This is a genomic window from Wolbachia endosymbiont (group A) of Lasioglossum fulvicorne, assembly GCF_964028605.1.
Lineage (GTDB): Bacteria > Pseudomonadota > Alphaproteobacteria > Rickettsiales > Anaplasmataceae > Wolbachia.
Window position 1 is genome coordinate 918,129 of sequence record NZ_OZ034798.1, and the last position, 23,037, is coordinate 941,165.

Genomic DNA, 23,037 nt, shown 5'->3' on the forward strand with positions numbered 1-23,037 from the left:
AGTTTTTAGGAGTTTATATGGCAGCAGGTGGGAAAGCAAAGACAGCTAGTAAAAATAACCCTACTCAGCGTAAGAAAGCCGAGCAAAAAATGTATAAAGATAAACCGGTAAAACCTGTTAGATATATAGATCGTGATTCGCGCATGAATTATATGTCTGCTCAATATGACAACGGCAATCTGGTTGAAGATGAGGTGAGTGGCAATCCTATAAAGTGGGAAGCTGTATAATAGTTGTGGTTAAAGTTACTATTAATTCTAAGGAATGTGAAGTAGAGCATGGGCTCACTATAATTCAAGCTTGTGAAGTCGTGGGCGTTGAAATTCCACGTTTTTGTTATCATGAGCGTTTAGCAATTGCTGGTAACTGCAGAATGTGTTTGGTTGAAGTGGAGGGTGGACCTCCAAAACCAGTAGCCTCTTGTGCAATGCCAGTTGCAGAAGGGATGGTTATTCACACTGATACCCCTAAGGTTAAAAAAGCACGTGAAGGTGTGCTTGAGTTTTTGCTAATTAACCACCCGCTTGATTGCCCAATTTGCGATCAGGGTGGTGAATGCGATTTGCAAGATATCACGATGGCTTATGGGAAAGGAACCAGCAGACTTGATGAGCATAAGAGGGCTGTGCCAAAAAAACACTTCGGACCACTGATTGAGACTGCGATGAATCGATGCATTCATTGCACTCGGTGTGTTAGATTTTTGTCTGATGTTGCAGGTACAAATGAACTTGGAGGAATCGGAAGGGGAGAAAATATAGAGATTAGCACTTACATAAAAAGGCATATTAGTTCTGAATTATCTGGAAATATCATAGATCTCTGCCCGGTAGGGGCTTTAACTTCAAAGCCTTACTCCTTTACAGCGCGTCCATGGGAGCTATCACATTGTGAGACTATAGATGTGCTAGATGCTGTGGGAAGTAGCATTAGAGTTGATTATCGTGGCCTGGAAGTTATGCGAATATTACCAAGGCTGAGCGAAGAGGTAAATGAAGAATGGATATCAGATAAAACCCGCTTTGCCTATGATGGACTAAAAGTTCAGCGTCTTGATCGACCTTATGTAAAAAAAGATGGTAAATTAGCTCCAGTTGATTGGAATGAAGCATTAACTGTTGCTGCAAAGAAATTAAAGAATACAAAATCAAATAAAATAGCTGCAATTGCAGGTGATTTAGCAGATTGTGAGTCTATGCTTCTACTCAAAGAAGTGATGCAGAAGCTCGGCTCGGGGAATATAGACTGTAGGCAAGATGGTGCAAAGCTTGTACCAAGTAATCGTGGATCGTATGTGTTCAATACCACTATTGAAGGTATAGAAAATGCAGATTTATGTCTGCTTATAAATACAAATCCAAGGATAGAAGCACCGATCATTAACGTAAGATTGAGAAAGAGATATTTACAGGGCAACTTTCCTGTTGCAAGTGTTGGTCCTAACATTCAATATTTGTATCATGTTGAGAAATTGGGCGATAATCCTGATATTTTGAGTGAAATAGCAAATGGAAATCATAAGTTCTGTGAGCTGCTGAGTGCTGCTCAGAGCCCTATGCTGATTATCGGTCAAGATGCATTAGTAAGAGACGATTCTGAATCAGTTCTAGTTCTAGCTGGCAAAATTGCAGAAAAATTTAACATGGTCAGAGATGACTGGAATGGCTTTAATATGCTGCATAAAGCTGCAGCAAGAGTTGGTGGGCTAGATACTGGGTTTGTTCCTAAAAAAGGCGAAAGGGATATTAATCAAATATTGGAACATGCAGAAAGTGGTGAAATAGAAGTGGTTTATCTTCTTGGTGCAGATGAAATTGATACATCAAAATTAGAAAATACATTTGTAATTTATCAAGGTCATCACGGTGATAAGGGTGCACATGTGGCAGATGTTATCTTGCCTGGTGCTGCATATACAGAAAAATATGCAACTTATGTAAACACTGAAGGTCGAGTGCAAAGAACAAATTTAGCTGTATTTCCTCCAGGTGAAGCAAAGGAGGATTGGTTAATTATTAAAAATCTCTCGCAATATTTGGATCTCTCCTTACCATATGATAGTTTATTTGACGTGAGAAAAAAATTAGATACTATCGGTCCACAGTTTAGAAATGCTGATCAAGTGGTAAAAAACACATGGGTACCAATTAGCAATGGTAAAATAAATTTAAGTAATACACCTTTTACTTTAAAGGAGTGTAATTTTTATATGACGGATTCAATAAGTCGCGCTTCAAAAATAATGGCAGATTGTACTAAAGCTTTTTATGAACACGCTAGTTAATATTTTATTTATTTTAGTACCGCTACTACTTTCAGTTGCGTACTTGGTATACTTTGAGCGTAAGGTTATTGGCGCAATTCAACTGAGGCACGGCCCAAGTGTAGTTGGCCCTTTTGGACTATTGCAGCCATTTGCAGATGCTATTAAGCTACTGATTAAAGAGCCGATAATACCATTTAGAGCGAGCACCATACTATTTATTATGGCTCCAATGCTTACCTTTATCTTGGCATTAATTGCCTGGGCAGTTATACCGTTTGGTGCTGAAGTAATTGTAGAAAATGGCCAGCAAGTAGTGATTCCTAAGGTTATAGCAAATATTAATGTTGGAGTGCTTTATGTGCTAGCTATATCGTCGCTGGGAGTATACGGCGTAATTATTGCAGGCTGGTCAAGCAATTCTAATTATGCATTTCTTGGCGCTATACGGTCGGCTGCTCAGATGATTTCATATGAAGTTTCAATAGGCTTGATAGTTGCTGCAGTTGTTGTCACGACTGGCACGTTGAACCTTGGAGAGATGGTGGTAGCGAAACACAATATGCCATTTTGGGTTGATTTACTACTAATGCCTATAGGAATAATATTTTTTATTTCTTTGCTTGCAGAAACTAATCGTCACCCATTTGATTTACCAGAAGCTGAAGCAGAGCTTGTCTCTGGATATAACGTTGAATATTCATCCATGCCTTTTGCCCTCTTTTTTCTTGGAGAATATGCAAATATGATTTTAGCAAGTGCTATGATGACGATATTCTTTCTAGGAGGATGGTATCCTCCATTAGAACTTGGTTTGCTTTATAAAATTCCAGGTTTAATTTGGTTCGTTTTGAAGATAATTATACTTTTATTCGTATTTATTTGGATTAGAGCAACAATACCTCGTTATCGATATGATCAGCTAATGCGCCTTGGTTGGAAAGTGTTTTTACCAATATCGGTGCTTTGGGTAATACTCATTTCAGGGGTGTTGCTCTTTACTGGGAACTTGCCTGGATCCAATGTTTAATTTTCCAAATACAAGATTAGGACGCAGGCGCTCGAGCAAATGGGTTCGCAATTTAACAAGTGAAAATAGTTTATCAGTAAATGATCTGGTTCTTCCTCTGTTTGTTCATGACAGAGAAGAAACAACTGAACCAATTTCTTGCTTACCAGGTGTAAAGTGTTATTCAATAGATGGATTAGTGTCTATAGTTAAGGAAGCTAAAGATTTAGGAATTAATGCTGTTGCAATTTTTCCTGTAGTTGATAGTAAATTAAAATCTGAAAACGCTGAGGAAGCATATAATTCTGACAACTTAATCTGCAGAGCAATTTGTGCTGTAAAATTAAAGGTACCTGAAATTGGTATTATTGCAGACGTTGCATTGGATCCATACACTATTCACGGCCATGACGGCATTTTAAAAGCCAATCAGATGGATGTAGAAAACGATAAAACTATATCAGTGCTGTGTAAGCAAGCGTTTGCTTTAGCGAAAGCAGGATGTGATATAGTTGCTCCTTCTGATATGATGGATGGTAGAATAGGAAGAATCAGAAAATCATTAGATGATAACAACTTTCAAGACGTATTAATATTATCTTATGCAGTAAAATACTGCTCTAGCTTCTATGCTCCATTCAGGCAAGTCGTTGGTTCATGTGGGCTATCACATTCTATAGACAAAAGTGGTTATCAAATGGATTATAAAAATGCGTGTGAAGCAATGTGCGAAATTGAAATGGATATAAATGAAGGTGCAGATTTTATTATGGTTAAACCGGGTATGCCATATTTGGATATTATCAAAACAGCAAGTGATAAGTTTAATTTTCCGATTTTTGCTTACCAAGTAAGCGGTGAGTACGCAATGATAAAAGCTGCTGCAAATAATGGCTGGCTAGATTATGACAAGGTGATTTATGAGTCTTTGATTGGTTTCAAACGTGCGGGTGCAAGTGCAATATTCACTTACGCTGCACTTGATATTGCAAAAAATTTAAGTGCATAAGCCCTATAAAATTATTAAATTTTTGGCGCATGTTCTTCTACTGTTGCTGCATATTACTTAAAGTTTTCCAATACATGTTTTAAGTTGTTGATAAGTCCGTTACAATACAGTATTATAAATAATATAAACCAAGTGTTACTCAGAACATGGGGATTTTTTTTGAATTTTTGGGAAAGATGCTAGGCAAGGTTTTTCCTGCCAAAACAGTAAGCTCTTTTTTGGGAATAGGATATTTACCAGGTTGGCAGAACTATTGGTCTTCTTTTTTAATATTATTTATTGTCGATGTTATATTAACTCTTACATATGGAGGCGAATATTTACTATATAAAATGCCAAATTCAGGAATAGTTGTAGCTGCTATTTTTACAAAATTGGCAATAGTTATGTTAGTAATGCAATTAATTGGAATATTTATTTTTCATGCTCAGGACCCTTCAGCAAACAGTGGTGAAGACATAGTAATACAAATAGCGTCAGGGCAAGTACTGACTGTAGCACTTTCAATGCCAGCAATAATGTCAATTTATTATGCTGTAAGTAAACTCTATGGGAGTATATGTAAGCAGATGTTTCAATGCCCATTTTGGTTTAATGATTTTATGCACTTTTTCTTTTTTCTTATGATACCTTACGTATTTTTTAATGTCGTAGAAGTGATAAAACCATGGCCAATAAGTTCAATACAGCTCAGCTATAATAATGCAATGTCAATTACATTTGAGGGGATTTTTCACACATTTTATGCGGTTATTTTACTGTATTTAACAGCATTTATATTCTGCGATTTAACTATGCATGATGCAATTGTCCTAAATAAAAGCATAATTCAGTATGTGAGGGAAAGTTCAGCAGTTTTAGGTGATTATTTACATGATACTGTTAAAAAAATAGGTATTGAATAGTACTTATTTATTTATATATTTAGTATAAAAAGTGTACAATTTGTGTGAACTTACAAAGTATAATAAAAGAGTTGCAAGATTTTTGGGCTGGTGAAGGGTGCGTTATACTTCACCCATACACATCTGAAGTTGGTGCTGGCACATTACACCCTGCAACAATTATGTCTGCAATTGATACAAAACCGACAAAAATTGCATATCTACAACCAGTAATTAGGCCAGCAGATGGGCGCTATAGTGATAATCCTAATCGTTTGTATCAACATCACCAATATCAAGTTATAATAAAGCCATCTGGTAATAATTTACAAGACGTCTATTTAGATAGCTTAAAAGTTCTTGGCATATCTACAGAAAAATATGATATTAAGTTTGTTGAAGATGATTGGGAAAATCCAAGTGTTGGTGCATCAGGACTTGGATGGGAAGTTACATGCAATGGAATGGAAGTAACACAGCTTACTTATATACAGCAAGTTGGAGGGATTGACTGCAAGATGATTCCTGGTGAGGTGGCATATGGGTTGGAACGTTTAGCAATGTGCATACAAGGTGTAGATAATGTTTATGATATAATTTGGAACGATAACGGTGTAACTTACGGAGATATTTTTAAACAAAGAGAATATGAATTTTCTTATCTAGCGTTAGATTATTATGATACTAAAGTGGTACAGCAGCAATTCGAAGATACGGAAAAATTGTGTAAGTTCCTTATTGAAAAGGAGCTACCAATGGCGGCTTATGACCAATGTATTAAAACTAGCCACCTACTTAATCTGCTTGATGCAAGAGGTGTGCTTGGTGTAAATGAACGTACAGCTTATATTGGTAAAGTTAGGGAGCTAACAAAAAAATGTTGTGAATTGTACATGAGTAAATAGCGTATGTCGTTGCAGTTGTTATTTGAGTGCCTTTCAGAAGAAATACCACCGAGAATGCAGAATGTAGCTGCAACTCAAGTTAAGAGCTGTATTGCCAATGTTTTTAACAAAAATAATGTAAAATTTACATCAATGGGGGTTTTTGTAACGGCACGTCGCATTACCCTATTTGTTGACAACATAAATGCTTTGGAGCTAAAGGATTCCAATAACGAAGTTAAGGGACCAAACATTAACGCACCAAAAAGTGCTATCGAAGGTTTTTTAAGAAAATATCAGAAAAATGAAGAAGATTTGCTCGTTCGAAAAGTAAATAATGAGGATTTTTACTTCATTAAAAGAGAAAGCTGCTCATTTAACATTCAAGAGTTTCTTAAAAATCAACTAGGAGAAATATTAAAAAAATTCTCTTGGCCAAAAAGTATGAGATGGAGCGAAGGAAAAGAAAGGTGGGTTAGGCCAATCAAAAACATTTTATGCATTTTAAATGATGAAATAATACCTGTGTCTTTTGCATGGATCACAGCATCTAACACAACATATGGCCATCGATTTCTCTCAAGTGGTACGGCGCTTACTGTTAAAACACCTAAAGACTATTTTGAATTGCTAGAAAAAAACAGTGTAATTCTCCAAATGGACAAAAGAAAGCAATTTATACTAGATCAGATTAATAAATTCACAAAAGAGCAGAATTTACAACTTGAGAAAAATGATTATCTACTGAATGAACTAACGGGGCTTATAGAGTGGCCAATCGTACTGTTTGGTGAAGTAAATCAAGAAAAGTCATTTGGATTACCGAAGGAAGTAATTCTTAGTATAGTTAATACACAACAAAAATACCTTGCTTTAAGTAATGGAAAGAGAATTTCACACTTTGTCACTGTTGTCAACGTCAACAATGGTGAAGTTGTTAAAGGGCACGAAAGAATATTAGAAGCACGTCTTGCTGATGCCCAATTTTTAATATCTCAAGATAAAAAGGAAGGTCTGGATCATTATGTCAAAAAATTAGGTTCGATATTATTTCATGCTTCTCTTGGCAGCGTGGGGGAAAAGGTGAAGCGTATTACGGCTCTGTCAAAGTATATAGCTATATTTATTCCACATGCTTCGCTGATAAAAGTTGAACGTGCTGCATATTTGGCGAAAGCTGATTTGGCAACATCGATAATAAGAGAGTTTCCAGAATTACAAGGAGTAATGGGTGGATATTATGCTTCTTATTTTCAAGAAGATAGAGAAATAGTGGAAGCTATAACTGAACACTATAAGCCAATCGGGCCAGAGCAGGAGTGTCCTAAATCCCCTTCAGCAATTGCTGTGTCAATTGCAGACAAAGTGGATAGCTTAGTTGGTTTAATTGCAGCAGGTGAGAAAATCTCTGGTTCGTATGATCAGTTTGGTTTGCGGAGAATGACAATTGGTATAATTAGGACAATACTTGAAAATAATTTGTATATTCCAATTAGGCTAATGATAGACAAGTCAGTATCTTTATATTCAAGGCTTCTATTTAATAAAAATACAGCGTCAGTCGATAAGCCAAATAGAAAACAAATTTCAGAACTAGTATTTAGATTCTGCTTAGAAAGATTCAAGGTTATTTTAAAAAATAGAGATATAAGGCAAGATGTTGTAGATTCAATACTATATAAAATCGATATTAATGATCTGCTGACAGCAGAAAAGCAAACTGTTATATTGGATCGTTATCTTAGTACGCCAGAAGGTGAACAGATTCTAAGCACTTACAAAAGAGTCAGTAACATGATGAGCAAAGTAAAGAAAAGTGATGGCACTACTTATAGTGCATCTTACGGTAAGAGGTTTTTGATTGAAAGTGAAGAAATTGCGCTATCAAATTGTGCTATAACTGCTTGTAAAAACATAAAACAAGCAATGAAAAATAACCACTTTAATGCAGCGCTTGATGAACTTGTTGGTTTTGCTCCGTTTATCAATCAGTTTATGGACAGTGTAAAGATTAACTGTGATTCTGATAAGCTGAGAAGAAACAGATTATCTTTGCTTGAAAATGTAGTTTCCATTTTTCATTTAGTAGCAGATTTTAACCTCATACAGGTTAAGCAATGGATAAATGCTCAGGCAATATAAAGAACAAATCAAATCATCTCCACAGTCCTGTGGCGTGTATAAGATGGTTGGAGATAAGAATAAAGTTTTATATGTTGGAAAAGCAAAAAACTTGAAGTCGAGGTTATCCGACTACCTTCAATTTGAAAACCTTTCTGAACGAATTAGAGTTATGCTCTTACAGGTTATTAAGGTTGAAATATTCATCACTGAGAATGAAATCGAAGCACTGCTTCTTGAAGCACAGTTAATAAAATCATTGAAACCACTTTATAATATTGTGCTCAAGGATGGAAAATTTTATCCTTATATAACAATTTCTAAGCACGATTATCCAAGAATAGCGAAATATAGAGGCAAATTTAAGAAGAATGAGTTTCATTATTATGGTCCCTTTACATCTGCCGCTGCTGTTAAGCAAACTATATTATCATTGCAAAGAGCTTTTCTCTTGAGAGTATGTTCAGATCAATACTTTTCCTCAACAAAAAGACCATGTATTGAGTATCAAATTAAGCGCTGTTCAGCACCATGCGTAGATAAAATTACAAGAGATGATTACTGCCAATCAGTAAAACAGGCACGAAATACATTGCTTGGAAGAAATAAGGAAGTGAAAGAACAGTTATAGCTCTTTTCATAGAAGTCCGGATGTGATAAGATAAGGATAGACGATGATAAGGAGGTTGAGTGCCAGCAGCATATAGTTATGACTTAAGGAAAAAAGCAATGGAAGCGCTAGAGGAGGGAGGAAGCAGAGAAACAGTGGCAGCAAGATTTAAAATTGGACGAACTACTTTATGGGAGTGGCAGCAAAGAAGAAAAGAAACAGGAGACTTTCAATCAAAAAAACTTGGAAATGGAGGTTACAATCACAAAATTACCGACTGGGATGCCTTTGCTAAATTTGCCAGAGAAAACGGAGGAAAGACTCTGTCGGAAATGGCTAAACTTTGGGGCAACGTTAGTATCCAAACGATCCACCGAGCTCTCAGAAAAATTGGATTTACGCGCAAAAAAAGACATATGGATACAAGGAAAGAAACGAAGAAAAACGTGCTGAATTCTTAAAAATTATAGCAACAAAAGAACCAGAAAACTTAGTTTATATAGATGAGTCTGGCATTGATAACACAGAGGACTATCCATATGGGTATTGCCAGAAAGGACAGCGGTTTTATGGCCTAAAATCTGGAAAGAAAACTCAACGAATCAGTATGGTTGCAGCCTTAAGTAGAAGAAAGATAGTTGCTCCATTAACCTTTGAAGGCCACTGTAATATGGATGTTTTTAATGGATGGTTTGAGCAATTTTTGACACCGATCTTGGAACCTGGACAGACTGTCATTCTTGACAATGCTACTTTTCATAAGTCTGGTAAGATTATCGAGCTTGCTAGAGGAGTTGGTGCAGAAATTTTGTATCTGCCGCCGTATTCTCCAGATTTCAACAAAATTGAGCATCATTGGTTTGCTATAAAAAACAGAGCTAGGAAAAACATTCCTCTATTCGAATCCTTTCGTCGTGCTGTTGATTCTGCCTTCCTATGACCTGTTCGGACTATTATGAGAAATGCTATACTTTTCACAATGAGAAAGTGCAGCAGTGAAGAAAACTATGAGCTTGCTGCTATATATAGAGATCGGGTAAAGTTTCTTGAGCAAATTCAAATACAGCACACGGATTTTTCTTTTGAAAAAGATGCAGATTTCTTCAGTATTGTACGTGAGGCAGACCTAGCATGCATTGGTGTATTATCATTTAGAGATAAAGGCAACTATGGAAGCATTCCTTACTTCGTTGAGAATTGTAGTGATCATCCAAATGATGAAATTTTAGCCACCTTTTTAGTCAATTTGTATAATCCAGTTAATACACCACCAGCGCAAATTTACGTTCCCGATTCTATTGTAGATAAGGAAATTATAGAACAAGCACTATATAAGGTTGCTCAAAAGCCAGTAAAAGTTCTGCATGCAAAGAATAAAAAAGAGCGTGATTTATTGAAATTTGTTTATGATAACTCTCAGCATAGCTTAGAGCAGAAGCTTATCGATTATAGAAATAATCTAGAAAAGCTTGAAGAGCTTAGCAAAATCTTCTTGTTACCAAACATTCCAAAGCGTATCGAGGTTTATGACAATAGCCATATATCTGGAAATCAACAAATTGGTGTAATGGTTGTTGCAGGGCAGGAGGGTTTTTTAAAGAGTGAGTACAGAAAATTTACTATAAAGGAAAAATTTTCAGGCGATGACTATAAAATGATGAGGGAAGTGCTAACCAGACGTTTCTCCGGCAATATAAAAGGCATAATACCTGATTTTTTACTGATTGATGGTGGACCAGGACATGTTTCCATAGTACAGAATGTACTGGAAGTATTGAATATAAACGTTCCTTTTGCTTGTATGGCAAAAGGTCCTGATCGTAACGCAGGAAATGAAAGATTTTATATGCTGGGCAGGGAAGAATTCAGTTTGGCAAATGACAGCAAAGTCATGCTTTACTTACAATCGCTGCGTAATGAAGCCCACCGTTTTGCGATAACTTCACATAGAAAAAAACGCGATAAACAGTTTATAGTTTCACAATTAAGCAAAATACCCGGCATTGGCAACAAAAGAAAAAAAGCGTTGATGTCTTATTTTGGTTCAGTGAAAAATATAAGCAAAGCTTCTCTGGCTGAAATTCAAAACGTACCTGGAATTAGTAAAGGTTTAGCAGAAGTTATTCTTAAATACGTGAATTATAAGAGAGGAGTACTGGAGTGACACCAAACCCGTTTTATTATTAGGGAATTTATATCTTAAAACCGCAAAAAAAGGTGTGTGTATTTGTGAAAAAAATTTCCATGAAATTTGTGAAGCAATGTGGTGGGACTAGTGCGATTCGAACGCACGACCTTCGGATTAGGAGTCCAACGCTCTATCCTGCTGAGCTATAGTCCCGTGTTTCCTACCATTTATGTAAAGTTATAGCAAAAAATCCTTCTCTTTTCTAGATTTCTTGCATAACCAATTTATGACGACAAAAAACATTTCTGTACTTCTTGAGTATAATGCTATTATATTTAATAACATGGTTTAAGTAAAATTAATGCTAGTTAACAACATTGGTTATTTCTATAACAATCAAAACGACTTTGCTTTAAGCAATATAAACATTAAAGTAAAGAAAGGAAATGTTGCATGTTTATTGGGACATTCTGGCTGTGGCAAGTCAACAATTTTGAAATTAATTGCGGGGATAGAAAATCCAAAATCTGGAACTATTTTTATAAATGATAGGTTAGTTGCAAGCAATAAGGCATCAGTCGCTATAGAGCATAGAAATATCGGACTGATTTTTCAGCATTCTGCATTATTTCCTCATAAAACAGTAGTAGAAAATATAACCTTTGCTATCCGCAGCTCTTCCAAGAGAGAAAAGCACCTAATTGCATTGGAAATCTTGAAGTTACTCAATATAGAAAAATATGAAAATATGTACCCTAACGCCTTATCTGGAGGACAGCAACAATTAGTTGCAATAGCAAGAGTGATGGCACAAAACCCTGATGTTGTGTTGTTAGATGAACCATTTTCTAATTTAGATATACTGCTCAAGTGCCGAATAAGACAACATATATTGTCCCTTTTTAGAAGTAAAAATATCCCTGTGCTAATGGTAACTCATGACCCGCAAGAAGCATTGAAAGTTGCAGATTTTATCTACGTAATGAAAAATGGTAAAATTATTCAATCAGGAGTTTCTAGCGATATATACCATAAGCCTAAAGACGATACGCTAGCAAAGTTTTTTAGTGAGCTCTCTTCTACTCTACAGTTAAGCGAAAAGTTTCCACTTATTCGCTGCAAGAAAATAATCTAGTTTGGAATTGTTATAAAATAATTAAAAAACCTTGATTTATAATTAAATAAAGGTGATATAATCTATGTGTTACTTGGCTTCAGTCAAGTTTTAATATTTAAAGGTCAATATTTTAAATGGAGGTGAAAATGAGTTTAGGACCATGGCAATTGTTTCTAGTCTTAATAATAATTTTAGTTCTGTTTGGTGCAGGCAGATTACCGCAAGTTATGGGTGATCTAGGAAAAGGCATCAAAAACCTTAAACAGGAGCTTAAGGACTCAGAAAAATTATCGTCTAATGAACCAGATCGTTAGCGTCCTCATACTTCGTGACATGCACCTTAGTGCATGTCATCTGTTTAAAAACTTAGTCAGGTTAAAGAATGAAAGAGATGAAGTGTTGGTATGAAATAAATAACAAATGTTGAAATACAGCAACAACTATGTTAGCTTAGGAGGAATATTTTATTAAAGGATAATTGTGCAAAAAAGTGAGAAACTAACTAAAGATAAAAAACTAGCTTCTGATATTCTAAAAGAGGTTGCAGATACCAATAACAATGATAGCGATAAAGTAACTTTGTTTGACATTAAAACAGCTTTGCATGAGCGCGGTTTTGGTATTTTAATAATCATCTTCTCCTTGCCGCTATCGGTGCCTATACCGGTTCCACCTGGTTATACAACTATTCTTTCTATACCTTTAATCTTATTCTCACTGCAGCTTTTATTTGGATTTGATTCTCCTTGGATGCCCAGTTGGCTAGAAAGAAGGTCTTTTCAGCGTTCAACACTAGCTCTTGTGGTAGAAAAAACTTCCCCTGTATTAGAAAAAATAGAAAAATTCATGAAGCCAAGACTGTCTTTCATTTTCTATGGGCCTGGTGAGAAGATTCTGGCTTTTATGATGTTGCTTTGTGCAATAATAATAGCTCTTCCATTACCTTTTACTCACTTCCTTCCTGCAATTGGTACGACTCTTATTTCGCTTGGTATTATGAGTAAAGATGGGTTTCTATCCATATTAGGAGTTTTAATATCATTGTGTGGGCTATTGCTTACTCTTGTTGTAGTAGTCAAAGGGCCACAACTTATCATTGGGGCATTTTCTTTTCTCAAAAGCTTCGTATATGGTTAGGCTTTACAACACTTTAACAAAAAAAAAGGAGCTTTTTACACTTATCGATAAAGATCATGTGAAAATGTATGTTTGCGGACCAACAGTATATGACACAGCACATATAGGCAATGCACGGTCTGTTGTTGTTTATGATGTGTTATTTCAGCTACTTAAGTTTTGTTATGGCAAAGTTACCTATGTACGTAATATAACCGACATTGATGATAAGATAATTAATGCAGCAAGTGAGAAAAATAGCAACATAGAAAGTATAACCACATATTACATTAAAGCTTTTCATGATGATATGGAAAGCATAAATTGTAAAAAACCAACATACGAACCAAAAGCAACGGAAAACGTAGATTATATTATAGAATTAATTGAACATTTGCTGCAATCAGGCCACGCTTACGAATCTGACAAACACGTGTATTTTAATATAGAATCTTACCATGAATATGGTGCTTTATCAGGAAAAAAAACTGATGAATTGGTTCCAGGTAGCAGAGTTGAAGTTAATGAAAATAAAAAGCACCCTGGAGATTTTGTGCTGTGGAAGCCTGCAAATGATATTGACTACAAACTTTCAAGTTATTGGAATAGCCCATGGGGAGAGGGCAGGCCTGGATGGCATATAGAATGCTCAGCAATGTCATATGCTTACCTTGGCAAAGATTTTGATATTCATGGTGGCGGCATAGATTTACAATTCCCTCACCATGAAAATGAAATTGCACAGAGTAAGTCTGCATTTGCTGGATCAATGTTTGCAAAATACTGGATACATAACGGCTTTCTTACAGTAAATGAAGAAAAAATGAGCAAGTCCTTATTTAACATAGTCAAAGTAAGAGATTTGCTAGATAGTGGAATAAAGGGTGAAGTAATACGTTATGCACTGCTCAAAACTCACTACAGAAAACCACTTGATTGGACAGAAAACGTTATTTCTGATGCACAGGAAACCTTAAATAAATTTTATCGGTTATTACGTGGTTTAGATACAACGAATATTGATGAAAGTAACGCAGAAATTTCTAAAGATTTTATAGACGCTTTAAAAAACGACTTAAACATCCCTGAAGCTCTAGCTATATTACATGAAATGGCTGCAAAAATTAACAAAGTGAGTAATGAAAGTGAAAAGCTTAAATTAACTGAAAGTTTTGTTAAGAGTGCCAGATTTATTGGTCTTTTTGAGTCAAGTTATGAAAAGTGGTTTGCTGTGGATGTAAATCATCAAGAAATAGAAAGGTTGATAGACTTAAGAAAAATTGCAAAAAAAAATAAAAATTACGATACTGCAGACAAAATAAGGGATCAGTTGAAACAAATGGGGATTACAATTTCTGACAATGAAGATGGTACAACAACTTGGTAAACTTATATGGAAGATTACTTTCTGCTGTTTAAAGACAGCCTATTATCATCGTTAATCTTGCCTATACATCAAGGTTTTGTGTTCAATACCATGCTTTATTTCAGGTCGTATTACACTCCACTACTTATGTTATTTTTTGGAGTACTAGGATCAAGCATTGGTGGAATAGTTAATTGGTATTTAGGTAGAATAACAATCTCTATACGAAAATCATACCACAAACTAGAGAACGAGCATAAAACACCAAAAATCGTAAGAAATCTACTGATTTGTGCAGTTGCATTACTTTCGTGGGTGCCAGCACTTGGAAGTGTGATTCAAATTTTATCAGGTTATTTCAAGTTAAACCTTTATATCTTTGCCCCTTTAATCATTCTATCTAATTTCTTCTATTTGTTATATCTAATACTTATAGCTCTTTTCATAGAAGTCCGGATGTGATAAGATAAGGATAGACGATGATAAGGAGGTTGAGTGCCAGCAGCATATAGTTATGACTTAAGGAAAAAAGCAATGGAAGCGCTAGAGGAGGGAGGAAGCAGAGAAACAGTGGCAGCAAGATTTAAAATTGGACGAACTACTTTATGGGAGTGGCAGCAAAGAAGAAAAGAAACAGGAGACTTTCAATCAAAAAAACTTGGAAATGGAGGTTACAATCACAAAATTACCGACTGGGATGCCTTTGCTAAATTTGCCAGAGAAAACGGAGGAAAGACTCTGTCGGAAATGGCTAAACTTTGGGGCAACGTTAGTATCCAAACGATCCACCGAGCTCTCAGAAAAATTGGATTTACGCGCAAAAAAAGACATATGGATACAAGGAAAGAAACGAAGAAAAACGTGCTGAATTCTTAAAAATTATAGCAACAAAAGAACCAGAAAACTTAGTTTATAGCATTTCTCATAATAGTCCGAACAGGTCATAGGAAGGCAGAATCAACAGCACGACGAAAGGATTCGAATAGAGGAATGTTTTTCCTAGCTCTGTTTTTTATAGCAAACCAATGATGCTCAATTTTGTTGAAATCTGGAGAATACGGCGGCAGATACAAAATTTCTGCACCAACTCCTCTAGCAAGCTCGATAATCTTACCAGACTTATGAAAAGTAGCATTGTCAAGAATGACAGTCTGTCCAGGTTCCAAGATCGGTGTCAAAAATTGCTCAAACCATCCATTAAAAACATCCATATTACAGTGGCCTTCAAAGGTTAATGGAGCAACTATCTCTCTTCTACTTAAGGCTGCAACCATACTGATTCGTTGAGTTTTCTTTCCAGATTTTAGGCCATAAAACCGCTGTCCTTTCTGGCAATACCCATATGGATAGTCCTCTGTGTTATCAATGCCAGACTCATCTATATAAACTAAGTTTTCTGGTTCTTTTGTTGCTATAATTTTTAAGAATTCAGCACGTTTTTCTTCGTTTCTTTCCTTGTATCCATATGTCTTTTTTTGCGCGTAAATCCAATTTTTCTGAGAGCTCGGTGGATCGTTTGGATACTAACGTTGCCCCAAAGTTTAGCCATTTCCGACAGAGTCTTTCCTCCGTTTTCTCTGGCAAATTTAGCAAAGGCATCCCAGTCGGTAATTTTGTGATTGTAACCTCCATTTCCAAGTTTTTTTGATTGAAAGTCTCCTGTTTCTTTTCTTCTTTGCTGCCACTCCCATAAAGTAGTTCGTCCAATTTTAAATCTTGCTGCCACTGTTTCTCTGCTTCCTCCCTCCTCTAGCGCTTCCATTGCTTTTTTCCTTAAGTCATAACTATATGCTGCTGGCACTCAACCTCCTTATCATCGTCTATCCTTATCTTATCACATCCGGACTTCTATGAAAAGAGCTATACTTTTGGAGTATAACAGCTATAGTACTACAGCTATTAAAGCCCAAGTCATAGGATGGATGCACCATGAGCTAAAAGCAATTCCACAAGCTCTTGGTGATTATATTTAGCAGCATAATGTAATGCTGTTCTTCCTTCATTATTTTTGGCGTTAACGTCTGCGTTGTGTTTTAATAATACCTTAGCCACATCAATCCTCCATCTTATAACAGCCCAGTGCAATGGAGTCAAGCCACTTTCATTCTTAGCATTAACATTAGCACCCTTTTCAATAAGATATTCTGTTATTTCTAAGTTTCCATTTCTAGCAGCATAATGTAATGGAGTTTCATTGCATTTGTTTTTAACATTAACATTAATACCTTTTTCTACAAAATATTTTACTACTTTTAGCTTTCCACTCTTAGAGCCTGTTCATAATCTTTTCAGAAGTAAGGCAGTGAAAGCCAGAACGACCATTTGTAGGCTAGTATTGAGTTTTCGCTCACAATTTTTCCACAATCTTCTACATTTTTCTAACCAAGCAAAAGATCGCTCCACAACCCATCTTTTGGGCAATACAACAAAGGAATGTAATTCATTTCTTTTTATCACTTCAACGGTTGCACCAATAATCGTTTTTATTTGAGTTGCAAAATTCTCTCCAGTATAGCCTGCATCAACCAGTACATTTTTAACTCCCGAGAGGTTTTCTTTTGCATTTTCGACCATTCTCACAGCACTGCTACGGTCAGTTATCTCTGCTGTTGTTATATAAATTGCATGGGGCAAACCTTGCGTATCTACTGCAATATGGCGTTTTATTCCTGAAATCTTTTTGCCTGCATCATAGCCTTTTTCTTCAGCAGTATCTGCATTTTTTACACTCTGTGCATCAATTATGCAGAAGCTGGTTTTTTCTTTCCGACCATTGTTTTGTCGGACCACGCCAACTATTTTTTTTTAACACCAGCTCCAGAACACTTTCTTTATCTGCATCTGGTTTTTCACTCCACTTCTTAAAATAGTCGTAACAATTGCGCCATTTTGGAAACTCTTTTGGTAGCATTCTCCACTGACAACCGCTTTTCAGAACGTATAACACTCCACAAAATACATCATACAAATCAAGTTTTCTTGGTTTTGTTTTTTTTCTACAGGACTCTAGATCTGGTAACATAATCTCAAATCTTTCCCGACTTATATCACTTGGGTATAAACTCCTCATATATCCTAACTTATATATATTATCTCTTAGTTTATTCCTTTCTTGAGATCATGTACAGGTTCTAAAAAATGCAGATACTGCTGAAGAAAAAGGCTATGATGCAGGCAAAAAGATTTCAGGAATAAAACGCCATATTGCAGTAGATACGCAAGGTTTGCCCCATGCAATTTATATAACAACAGCAGAGATAACTGACCGTAGCAGTGCTGTGAGAATGGTCGAAAATGCAAAAGAAAACCTCTCGGGAGTTAAAAATGTACTGGTTGATGCAGGCTATACTGGAGAGAATTTTGCAACTCAAATAAAAACGATTATTGGTGCAACCGTTGAAGTGATAAAAAGAAATGAATTACATTCCTTTATTGTATTGCCCAAAAGATGGGTTGTGGAGCGATCTTTTGCTTGGTTAGAAAAATGTAGAAGATTGTGGAAAAATTGTGAGCGAAAACTCAATACTAGCCTACAAATGGTCGTTCTGGCTTTCACTGCCTTACTTCTGAAAAGATTATGAACAGGCTCTTAGAACCTGTACATGATCTCAAGAAAAGAATAAACTAAGAGATAATATATATAAGTTAGGATATATGAGGAGTTTATACCCAAGTGATATAAGTCGGGAAAGATTTGAGATTATGTTACCAGATCTAGAGTCCTGTAGAAAAAAAACAAAACCAAGGAAACTTGATTTGTATGATGTATTTTGTGGAGTGTTATACGTTCTGAAAAGCGGTTGTCAGTGGAGAATGCTACCAAAAGAGTTTCCAAAATGGCGCAATTGTTACGACTATTTTAAGAAGTGGAGTGAAAAACCAGATGCAGATAAAGAAAGTGTTCTGGAGCTGGTGTTAAAAAAAAATAGTTGGCGTGGTCCGACAAAACAATGGTCGGAAAGAAAAAACCAGCTTCTGCATAATTGATGCACAGAGTGTAAAAAATGCAGATACTGCTGAAGAAAAAGGCTATGATGCAGGCAAAAAGATTTCAGGAATAAAACGCCATATTGCAGTAGATACGCAAGGTTTGCCCCATGCAATTTATATAACAACAGCAGAGATAACTGACCGTAGCAGTGCTGTGAGAATGGTCGAAAATGCAAAAGAAAACCTCTCGGGAGTTAAAAATGTACTGGTTGATGCAGGCTATACTGGAGAGAATTTTGCAACTCAAATAAAAACGATTATTGGTGCAACCGTTGAAGTGATAAAAAGAAATGAATTACATTCCTTTGTTGTATTGCCCAAAAGATGGGTTGTGGAGCGATCTTTTGCTTGGTTAGAAAAATGTAGAAGATTGTGGAAAAATTGTGAGCGAAAACTCAATACTAGCCTACAAATGGTCGTTCTGGCTTTCACTGCCTTACTTCTGAAAAGATTATGAACAGGCTCTAACAAATTCTAAAGCTTCTACTTCACCAAACTCATCTAATTGTATTACTTTTATATCCCCTTCTCCTCTCACATTCCACTTACAGTCACGAGAAGTAATTAAAACATAAGGTTTTTTATGCCTAGGATGTAAAGATGAAGGTAAAAACCTTTTAATACCTTTATATCCCTCAGCATTATCAAAAATGAACAGGCTTCTCCTTCCCCTTCTTGCAAAAAAAGCATATATTTCTTCAACAATAGCTTCTATCGTTTTGTCCCTTCCGTGCTTATCTTTGGGAGGAATGCCTAATCTATCATCCCCAGCTAACCTCAAGAAAGAATTTTTCATATCTTCAAAGTTTTCAGCGTTTATCCATATAACATTGCCACCATAATACTTTCCATATTTGTAAGCATATTTCCTAGCTAACTCACTTTTTCCCACTCCTCCAAGACCACTAATAGTAGCAACCTGCGATATCACCGCTTGCCTGCCCGTGCTCCTTTGTAGTGCGTCATGTAAGGCTTTTAATTCACTACTTCTACCAGTAAAAGATGCCACTGGCTCTATTATGCCAAGCCAAATCGCTCCTAAAATTTCCTCTCTTATTTCTTCAAGAAGAGCTTTTGCTTTCTCATATGATAGAAACTCCTCTTCTTCTTTCTCCAGCAAAATCAGCACTTCTTCCTGGTAACGGCTGTAAAAGTGCTTTGCATCAGTATTGCTGAATTCCTTGCCCAATTCACTCTTAATAATTTCACTAAGTTCAGTTCCGCTTGGCAAATTGACTGCAAATACTAATTTATTTAAAAAGTCTTCTATTTCTTTATCGCTGACTTCTCTACCTACCTCACGCTTTATAAAATTCTTATTCTCCTGCAAATATGAGATAATGCTATCATCAAATTTATATCTTACACCATCACCTACATCCAGAAACTCATCTTGTGTGTCTATTCTTATGACTGAAATTTCCTTTCCTTTATTCTTCCCACTCGGCATCATTCTCAGCTTTCTTACTGGATGCGATGTCGAATCCGCGGAATCAAAATCATCATTTGTAATAATGACAAAATCCTCTATTTCACCCTCAAACTCTCCACTACTTTTGATCTTTAAATAAGCAATGAGATATTTTATTAAGCCAAACGCACCATTCTTTCCCGGTGTTATAGCATTTCTCATAATAGTCCGAACAGGTCATAGGAAGGCAGAATCAACAGCACGACGAAAGGATTCGAATAGAGGAATGTTTTTCCTAGCTCTGTTTTTTATAGCAAACCAATGATGCTCAATTTTGTTGAAATCTGGAGAATACAGCGGCAGATACAAAATTTCTGCACCAACTCCTCTAGCAAGCTCGATAATCTTACCAGACTTATGAAAAGTAGCATTGTCAAGAATGACAGTCTGTCCAGGTTCCAAGATCGGTGTCAAAAATTGCTCAAACCATCCATTAAAAACATCCATATTACAGTGGCCTTCAAAGGTTAATGGAGCAACTATCTTTCTTCTACTTAAGGCTGCAACCATACTGATTCGTTGAGTTTTCTTCCCAGATTTTAGGCCATAAAACCGCTGTCCTTTCTGGCAATACCCATATGGATAGTCCTCTGTGTTATCAATGCCAGACTCATCTATATAAACTAAGTTTTCTGGTTCTTTTGTTGCTATAATTTTTAAGAATTCAGCACGTTTTTCTTTGTTTCTTTCCTTGTATCCATATGTCTTTTTTTGCGCGTAAATCCAATTTTTCTGAGAGCTCGGTGGATCGTTTGGATACTAACGTTGCCCCAAAGTTTAGCCATTTCCGACAGAGTCTTTCCTCCGTTTTCTCTGGCAAATTTAGCAAAGGCATCCCAGTCGGTGATTTTGTGATTGTAACCTCCATTTCCAAGTTTTTTTGATTGAAAGTCTCCTGTTTCTTTTCTTCTTTGCTGCCACTCCCATAAAGTAGTTCGTCCAATTTTAAATCTTGCTGCCACTGTTTCTCTGCTTCCTCCCTCCTCTAGCGCTTCCATTGCTTTTTTCCTTAAGTCATAACTATATGCTGCTGGCACTCAACCTCCTTATCATCGTCTATCCTTATCTTATCACATCCGGACTTCTATGAAAAGAGCTATAACTCCTCCCTTTCGGTTGATTCATAATTAAAACTAAATAATTCAGCCCCTTCGCTCCATTTCCATTACAGAAACTTCTTCACTACTACGAGCTGATCCGCCCCTGTTTTCCACATCGGTACTCTCATCCTTAGAACCTGTACATGATCTCAAGAAAGGAATAAACTAAGAGATAATATATATAAGTTAGGATATATGAGGAGTTTATACCCAAGTGATATAAGTCGGGAAAGATTTGAGATTATGTTACCAGATCTAGAGTCCTGTAGAAAAAAAACAAAACCAAGGAAACTTGATTTGTATGATGTATTTTGTGGAGTGTTATACGTTCTGAAAAGCGGTTGTCAGTGGAGAATGCTACCAAAAGAGTTTCCAAAATGGCGCAATTGTTACGACTATTTTAAGAAGTGGAGTGAAAAACCAGATGCAGATAAAGAAAGTGTTCTGGAGCTGGTGTTAAAAAAAAATAGTTGGCGTGGTCCGACAAAACAATGGTCGGAAAGAAAAAACCAGCTTCTGCATAATTGATGCACAGAGTGTAAAAAATGCAGATACTGCTGAAGAAAAAGGCTATGATGCAGGCAAAAAGATTTCAGGAATAAAACGCCATATTGCAGTAGATACGCAAGGTTTGCCCCATGCAATTTATATAACAACAGCAGAGATAACTGACCGTAGCAGTGCTGTGAGAATGGTCGAAAATGCAAAAGAAAACCTCTCGGGAGTTAAAAATGTACTGGTTGATGCAGGCTATACTGGAGAGAATTTTGCAACTCAAATAAAAACGATTATTGGTGCAACCGTTGAAGTGATAAAAAGAAATGAATTACATTCCTTTGTTGTATTGCCCAAAAGATGGGTTGTGGAGCGATCTTTTGCTTGGTTAGAAAAATGTAGAAGATTGTGGAAAAATTGTGAGCGAAAACTCAATACTAGCCTACAAATGGTCGTTCTGGCTTTCACTGCCTTACTTCTGAAAAGATTATGAACAGGCTCTTAGAGTTTAGCTCTTTGGATTTCTCCCTTATCATCGAAATGACAGGTTCCCGTAGTTCCACACAATAGCCTAAAATAGATTCATGCCACCTTTATGCCGGACGCCATCTACCCAGTAAACAAGCTCCTGATAGACTTATCCCAGGTTAACAAATACCCCCTGGTTTTGACGCCACCTAATTGCTTTCGACACTTCGTCAGTGGTTCACTTTCGTTCATCTCTCTACTCCACACATGACACATAATTGCGCCTTTTCCATAACGCTCACTACCTTGGCTCTTTACCAAAGCAGCTTATGGCTGTTTGAAGCCTGCTCTTGTAAACCGGCTCCGAGGGGCCCACCCTCATCTATTGTGCAGCTTTGCACCTAGTTTGCTCATTTCTAAGCATCCTTTGTGTCTCTACGGCACACCTTCGTTGGCTAATCCGCAACTTGGGTATATAGGGTTGACACCAAGGCAATATTCTTCTGGAGAAGTTGATCGGCATGGCAGCATATCAAAGATGGGACCAGCGGAATGTAGAAGTATGTTATATGAAGCTGCACAAACAATGCTTACAGTTACCAAGAGGACATTTAAATTAAAAAACTGGGGTTGCGAAGAAAAAAGGAATGAAAAAAGCAATTGTAGCAGTAGCAAGAAAATTAGCTGTAATTATGCATAGGATGTTGGTTGATAAAACAGAATTTTATTATCAATAAACATCAAAAGAGCATAGGACAATAATTTTATTGAAAATAAAGATAGCAATGCCGATGGAAGGGACAAGCAAGAACTTAGTTAGACTTCGTGGTAAACATGTTGCCGTCCACTTCCGCCTAACAAGTATAATGCGGCTTGACAAATTTATTGTCATCTCAGACCGCGGAGAGAACCATATGCTACTTTTAACTTATGTAAAATTACCAAGGATTATGGAGAAGATATGCTGTTTTGATTTGTGTGAAAATTATTGTTGACTTATGTGCAA

21 protein-coding genes, 1 tRNA gene and 4 pseudogenes are annotated in these 23,037 nt (G+C 36.3%); 20 read left to right on the forward strand and 6 right to left on the reverse strand.

All coding sequences use genetic code 11. The annotated features are described in order from the left end of the window. Nucleotides 1-17 precede the first annotated feature (17 nt). The 10 genes and pseudogenes from ABWU71_RS05055 to ABWU71_RS05100 all read left to right on the forward strand — a co-directional run. Complete coding sequence (locus ABWU71_RS05055; protein WP_006279675.1) at nt 18-230, forward strand: hypothetical protein; 213 nt, start codon at nt 18-20, stop codon at nt 228-230. Continuing rightward, nucleotides 215-2,284: an NADH-quinone oxidoreductase subunit NuoG gene (gene nuoG / locus ABWU71_RS05060; RefSeq protein ID WP_353284188.1), complete on the forward strand. Its 2,070-nt coding sequence runs from the start codon at nt 215-217 to the stop codon at nt 2,282-2,284. The genes ABWU71_RS05055 and nuoG overlap by 16 nt, the downstream gene beginning before the upstream one ends. Next, complete coding sequence (gene nuoH / locus ABWU71_RS05065; RefSeq protein ID WP_353284189.1) at nt 2,268-3,293, forward strand: NADH-quinone oxidoreductase subunit NuoH; 1,026 nt, start codon at nt 2,268-2,270, stop codon at nt 3,291-3,293. The genes nuoG and nuoH overlap by 17 nt, the downstream gene beginning before the upstream one ends. Then, a complete protein-coding gene (hemB, locus tag ABWU71_RS05070) occupies nt 3,286-4,281 on the forward strand; it encodes a porphobilinogen synthase (protein ID WP_353284190.1) in 996 nt (331 codons plus the stop codon). Before nuoH ends, hemB begins: the two co-directional genes overlap by 8 nt. A 146-nt stretch (nt 4,282-4,427) precedes the next feature. Further along, nucleotides 4,428-5,186: a phosphatidylglycerophosphatase gene (locus ABWU71_RS05075; RefSeq protein WP_353284191.1), complete on the forward strand. Its 759-nt coding sequence runs from the start codon at nt 4,428-4,430 to the stop codon at nt 5,184-5,186. A gap of 44 nt (nt 5,187-5,230) precedes the next feature. Continuing rightward, nucleotides 5,231-6,070: a glycine--tRNA ligase subunit alpha gene (locus ABWU71_RS05080; protein ID WP_353284192.1), complete on the forward strand. Its 840-nt coding sequence runs from the start codon at nt 5,231-5,233 to the stop codon at nt 6,068-6,070. 3 nt (nt 6,071-6,073) lie between these two features. Continuing rightward, nucleotides 6,074-8,191, forward strand: a complete 2,118-nt coding sequence (glyS, locus tag ABWU71_RS05085; protein WP_353284193.1) for a glycine--tRNA ligase subunit beta — start codon at nt 6,074-6,076, stop codon at nt 8,189-8,191. Beyond that, nucleotides 8,175-8,798 (forward strand): annotated as a pseudogene (locus ABWU71_RS05090) (GIY-YIG nuclease family protein); the annotation flags it as partial. The gene glyS and the pseudogene ABWU71_RS05090, both read left to right, overlap by 17 nt. A 62-nt stretch (nt 8,799-8,860) precedes the next feature. Next, nucleotides 8,861-9,720, forward strand: a protein-coding gene (locus tag ABWU71_RS05095) for an IS630 family transposase (protein WP_353284076.1) whose coding sequence is annotated in 2 segments (ribosomal slippage) — nt 8,861-9,185 and nt 9,185-9,720 — 861 coding nt in all. Because the reading frame shifts where the segments join, the coding sequence is not laid out codon by codon here. A gap of 36 nt (nt 9,721-9,756) precedes the next feature. Further along, nucleotides 9,757-10,944: pseudogene (locus ABWU71_RS05100) on the forward strand (excinuclease ABC subunit UvrC); the annotation flags it as partial. A 100-nt stretch (nt 10,945-11,044) separates the two neighbouring features. On the opposite strand, the gene ABWU71_RS05105 reads toward ABWU71_RS05100, so the two are convergent. Continuing rightward, nucleotides 11,045-11,121 (reverse strand) — tRNA-Arg (locus tag ABWU71_RS05105). Nucleotides 11,122-11,269: 148 nt separating this feature from the next. Here ABWU71_RS05105 and ABWU71_RS05110 point away from each other — a divergent pair. The 6 genes and pseudogenes from ABWU71_RS05110 to ABWU71_RS05135 form a co-directional block, all read left to right on the forward strand. Beyond that, a complete protein-coding gene (locus ABWU71_RS05110; protein ID WP_006280146.1) occupies nt 11,270-12,043 on the forward strand; it encodes an ABC transporter ATP-binding protein in 774 nt (257 codons plus the stop codon). Nucleotides 12,044-12,171: 128 nt separating this feature from the next. After that, entirely contained in the window at nt 12,172-12,339 is a 168-nt protein-coding gene (locus ABWU71_RS05115) for a twin-arginine translocase TatA/TatE family subunit (protein WP_006013840.1), read from the forward strand. Between the two features lie 166 nt (nt 12,340-12,505). Further along, nucleotides 12,506-13,162, forward strand: coding sequence for an exopolysaccharide biosynthesis protein (locus ABWU71_RS05120; protein WP_353284194.1), 657 nt, complete (start codon nt 12,506-12,508; stop codon nt 13,160-13,162). Continuing rightward, on the forward strand, nt 13,155-14,528 hold the full coding sequence (gene cysS, locus ABWU71_RS05125) for a cysteine--tRNA ligase (RefSeq protein ID WP_353284907.1): 1,374 nt from the start codon (nt 13,155-13,157) through the stop codon (nt 14,526-14,528). The genes ABWU71_RS05120 and cysS overlap by 8 nt, the downstream gene beginning before the upstream one ends. Nucleotides 14,529-14,534: 6 nt before the next feature. Next, nucleotides 14,535-14,969: a YqaA family protein gene (locus tag ABWU71_RS05130; protein WP_353284195.1), complete on the forward strand. Its 435-nt coding sequence runs from the start codon at nt 14,535-14,537 to the stop codon at nt 14,967-14,969. A gap of 33 nt (nt 14,970-15,002) precedes the next feature. Further along, nucleotides 15,003-15,421: pseudogene (locus tag ABWU71_RS05135) on the forward strand (IS630 transposase-related protein); the annotation flags it as partial. 27 nt (nt 15,422-15,448) lie between these two features. On the opposite strand, the gene ABWU71_RS05140 reads toward ABWU71_RS05135, so the two are convergent. The 3 genes from ABWU71_RS05140 to ABWU71_RS05150 form a co-directional block, all read right to left on the reverse strand. Beyond that, nucleotides 15,449-16,308, reverse strand: a protein-coding gene (locus ABWU71_RS05140) for an IS630 family transposase (protein WP_353284196.1) whose coding sequence is annotated in 2 segments (ribosomal slippage) — nt 15,449-15,984 and nt 15,984-16,308 — 861 coding nt in all. Because the reading frame shifts where the segments join, the coding sequence is not laid out codon by codon here. Nucleotides 16,309-16,418: 110 nt separating this feature from the next. Further along, entirely contained in the window at nt 16,419-16,730 is a 312-nt protein-coding gene (locus ABWU71_RS05145) for an ankyrin repeat domain-containing protein (RefSeq protein WP_353284908.1), read from the reverse strand. Between the two features lie 54 nt (nt 16,731-16,784). Further along, nucleotides 16,785-17,577 (reverse strand): IS5 family transposase gene (locus ABWU71_RS05150; RefSeq protein WP_265023453.1). Its coding sequence is split into 2 segments (ribosomal slippage): nt 16,785-17,312 and nt 17,314-17,577, totalling 792 coding nucleotides; the frame shifts between segments, so codons are not numbered across the junction. A gap of 55 nt (nt 17,578-17,632) precedes the next feature. Here ABWU71_RS05150 and ABWU71_RS05155 point away from each other — a divergent pair. Together ABWU71_RS05155 and ABWU71_RS05160 are read left to right on the forward strand one after the other, a co-directional pair. Next, nucleotides 17,633-18,088, forward strand: a pseudogene (locus ABWU71_RS05155) (IS5 family transposase); the annotation flags it as partial. A 73-nt stretch (nt 18,089-18,161) separates the two neighbouring features. Beyond that, nucleotides 18,162-18,954 (forward strand): IS5 family transposase gene (locus tag ABWU71_RS05160; protein ID WP_265023453.1). Its coding sequence is split into 2 segments (ribosomal slippage): nt 18,162-18,425 and nt 18,427-18,954, totalling 792 coding nucleotides; the frame shifts between segments, so codons are not numbered across the junction. Here ABWU71_RS05160 and ABWU71_RS05165 read toward each other — a convergent pair. Both ABWU71_RS05165 and ABWU71_RS05170 read right to left on the reverse strand, forming a co-directional pair. After that, nucleotides 18,949-20,130, reverse strand: coding sequence for a hypothetical protein (locus ABWU71_RS05165; protein WP_353284197.1), 1,182 nt, complete (start codon nt 20,128-20,130; stop codon nt 18,949-18,951). The two genes, ABWU71_RS05160 and ABWU71_RS05165, sit on opposite strands and share 6 nt — an antisense overlap. A 15-nt stretch (nt 20,131-20,145) precedes the next feature. Continuing rightward, nucleotides 20,146-21,005, reverse strand: a protein-coding gene (locus ABWU71_RS05170; RefSeq protein WP_353284198.1) for an IS630 family transposase whose coding sequence is annotated in 2 segments (ribosomal slippage) — nt 20,146-20,681 and nt 20,681-21,005 — 861 coding nt in all. Because the reading frame shifts where the segments join, the coding sequence is not laid out codon by codon here. A gap of 258 nt (nt 21,006-21,263) precedes the next feature. Between ABWU71_RS05170 and ABWU71_RS05175 the strand changes: the two genes are divergently transcribed. Continuing rightward, a protein-coding gene (locus tag ABWU71_RS05175; protein WP_265023453.1) for an IS5 family transposase occupies nt 21,264-22,056 on the forward strand; the annotation gives its coding sequence in 2 pieces (ribosomal slippage) (nt 21,264-21,527 and nt 21,529-22,056; 792 coding nt in all). A gap of 456 nt (nt 22,057-22,512) precedes the next feature. After that, entirely contained in the window at nt 22,513-22,731 is a 219-nt protein-coding gene (locus ABWU71_RS05180) for a transposase (RefSeq protein ID WP_065095234.1), read from the forward strand. The last annotated feature ends 306 nt before the right edge of the window (nt 22,732-23,037 follow it).

Excerpts from the sequence above, each read along its gene's own strand:
- ABWU71_RS05055 (WP_006279675.1), top strand. The coding sequence starts at position 18 with ATGGCAGCAGGTGGGAAAGCAAAGACAGCTAGTAAAAATAACCCTACT.
- ABWU71_RS05110 (WP_006280146.1), top strand. The coding sequence starts at position 11,270 with ATGCTAGTTAACAACATTGGTTATTTCTATAACAATCAAAACGACTTT.
- nuoH (WP_353284189.1), top strand. The coding sequence starts at position 2,268 with ATGAACACGCTAGTTAATATTTTATTTATTTTAGTACCGCTACTACTT.
- ABWU71_RS05075 (WP_353284191.1), top strand. The coding sequence starts at position 4,428 with ATGGGGATTTTTTTTGAATTTTTGGGAAAGATGCTAGGCAAGGTTTTT.
- ABWU71_RS05115 (WP_006013840.1), top strand. The coding sequence starts at position 12,172 with ATGAGTTTAGGACCATGGCAATTGTTTCTAGTCTTAATAATAATTTTA.
- ABWU71_RS05130 (WP_353284195.1), top strand. The coding sequence starts at position 14,535 with ATGGAAGATTACTTTCTGCTGTTTAAAGACAGCCTATTATCATCGTTA.
- ABWU71_RS05165 (WP_353284197.1), bottom strand. The coding sequence starts at position 20,130 with ATGAGAAATGCTATAACACCGGGAAAGAATGGTGCGTTTGGCTTAATA.
- hemB (WP_353284190.1), top strand. The coding sequence starts at position 3,286 with ATGTTTAATTTTCCAAATACAAGATTAGGACGCAGGCGCTCGAGCAAA.
- cysS (WP_353284907.1), top strand. The coding sequence starts at position 13,155 with ATGGTTAGGCTTTACAACACTTTAACAAAAAAAAAGGAGCTTTTTACA.
- glyS (WP_353284193.1), top strand. The coding sequence starts at position 6,074 with ATGTCGTTGCAGTTGTTATTTGAGTGCCTTTCAGAAGAAATACCACCG.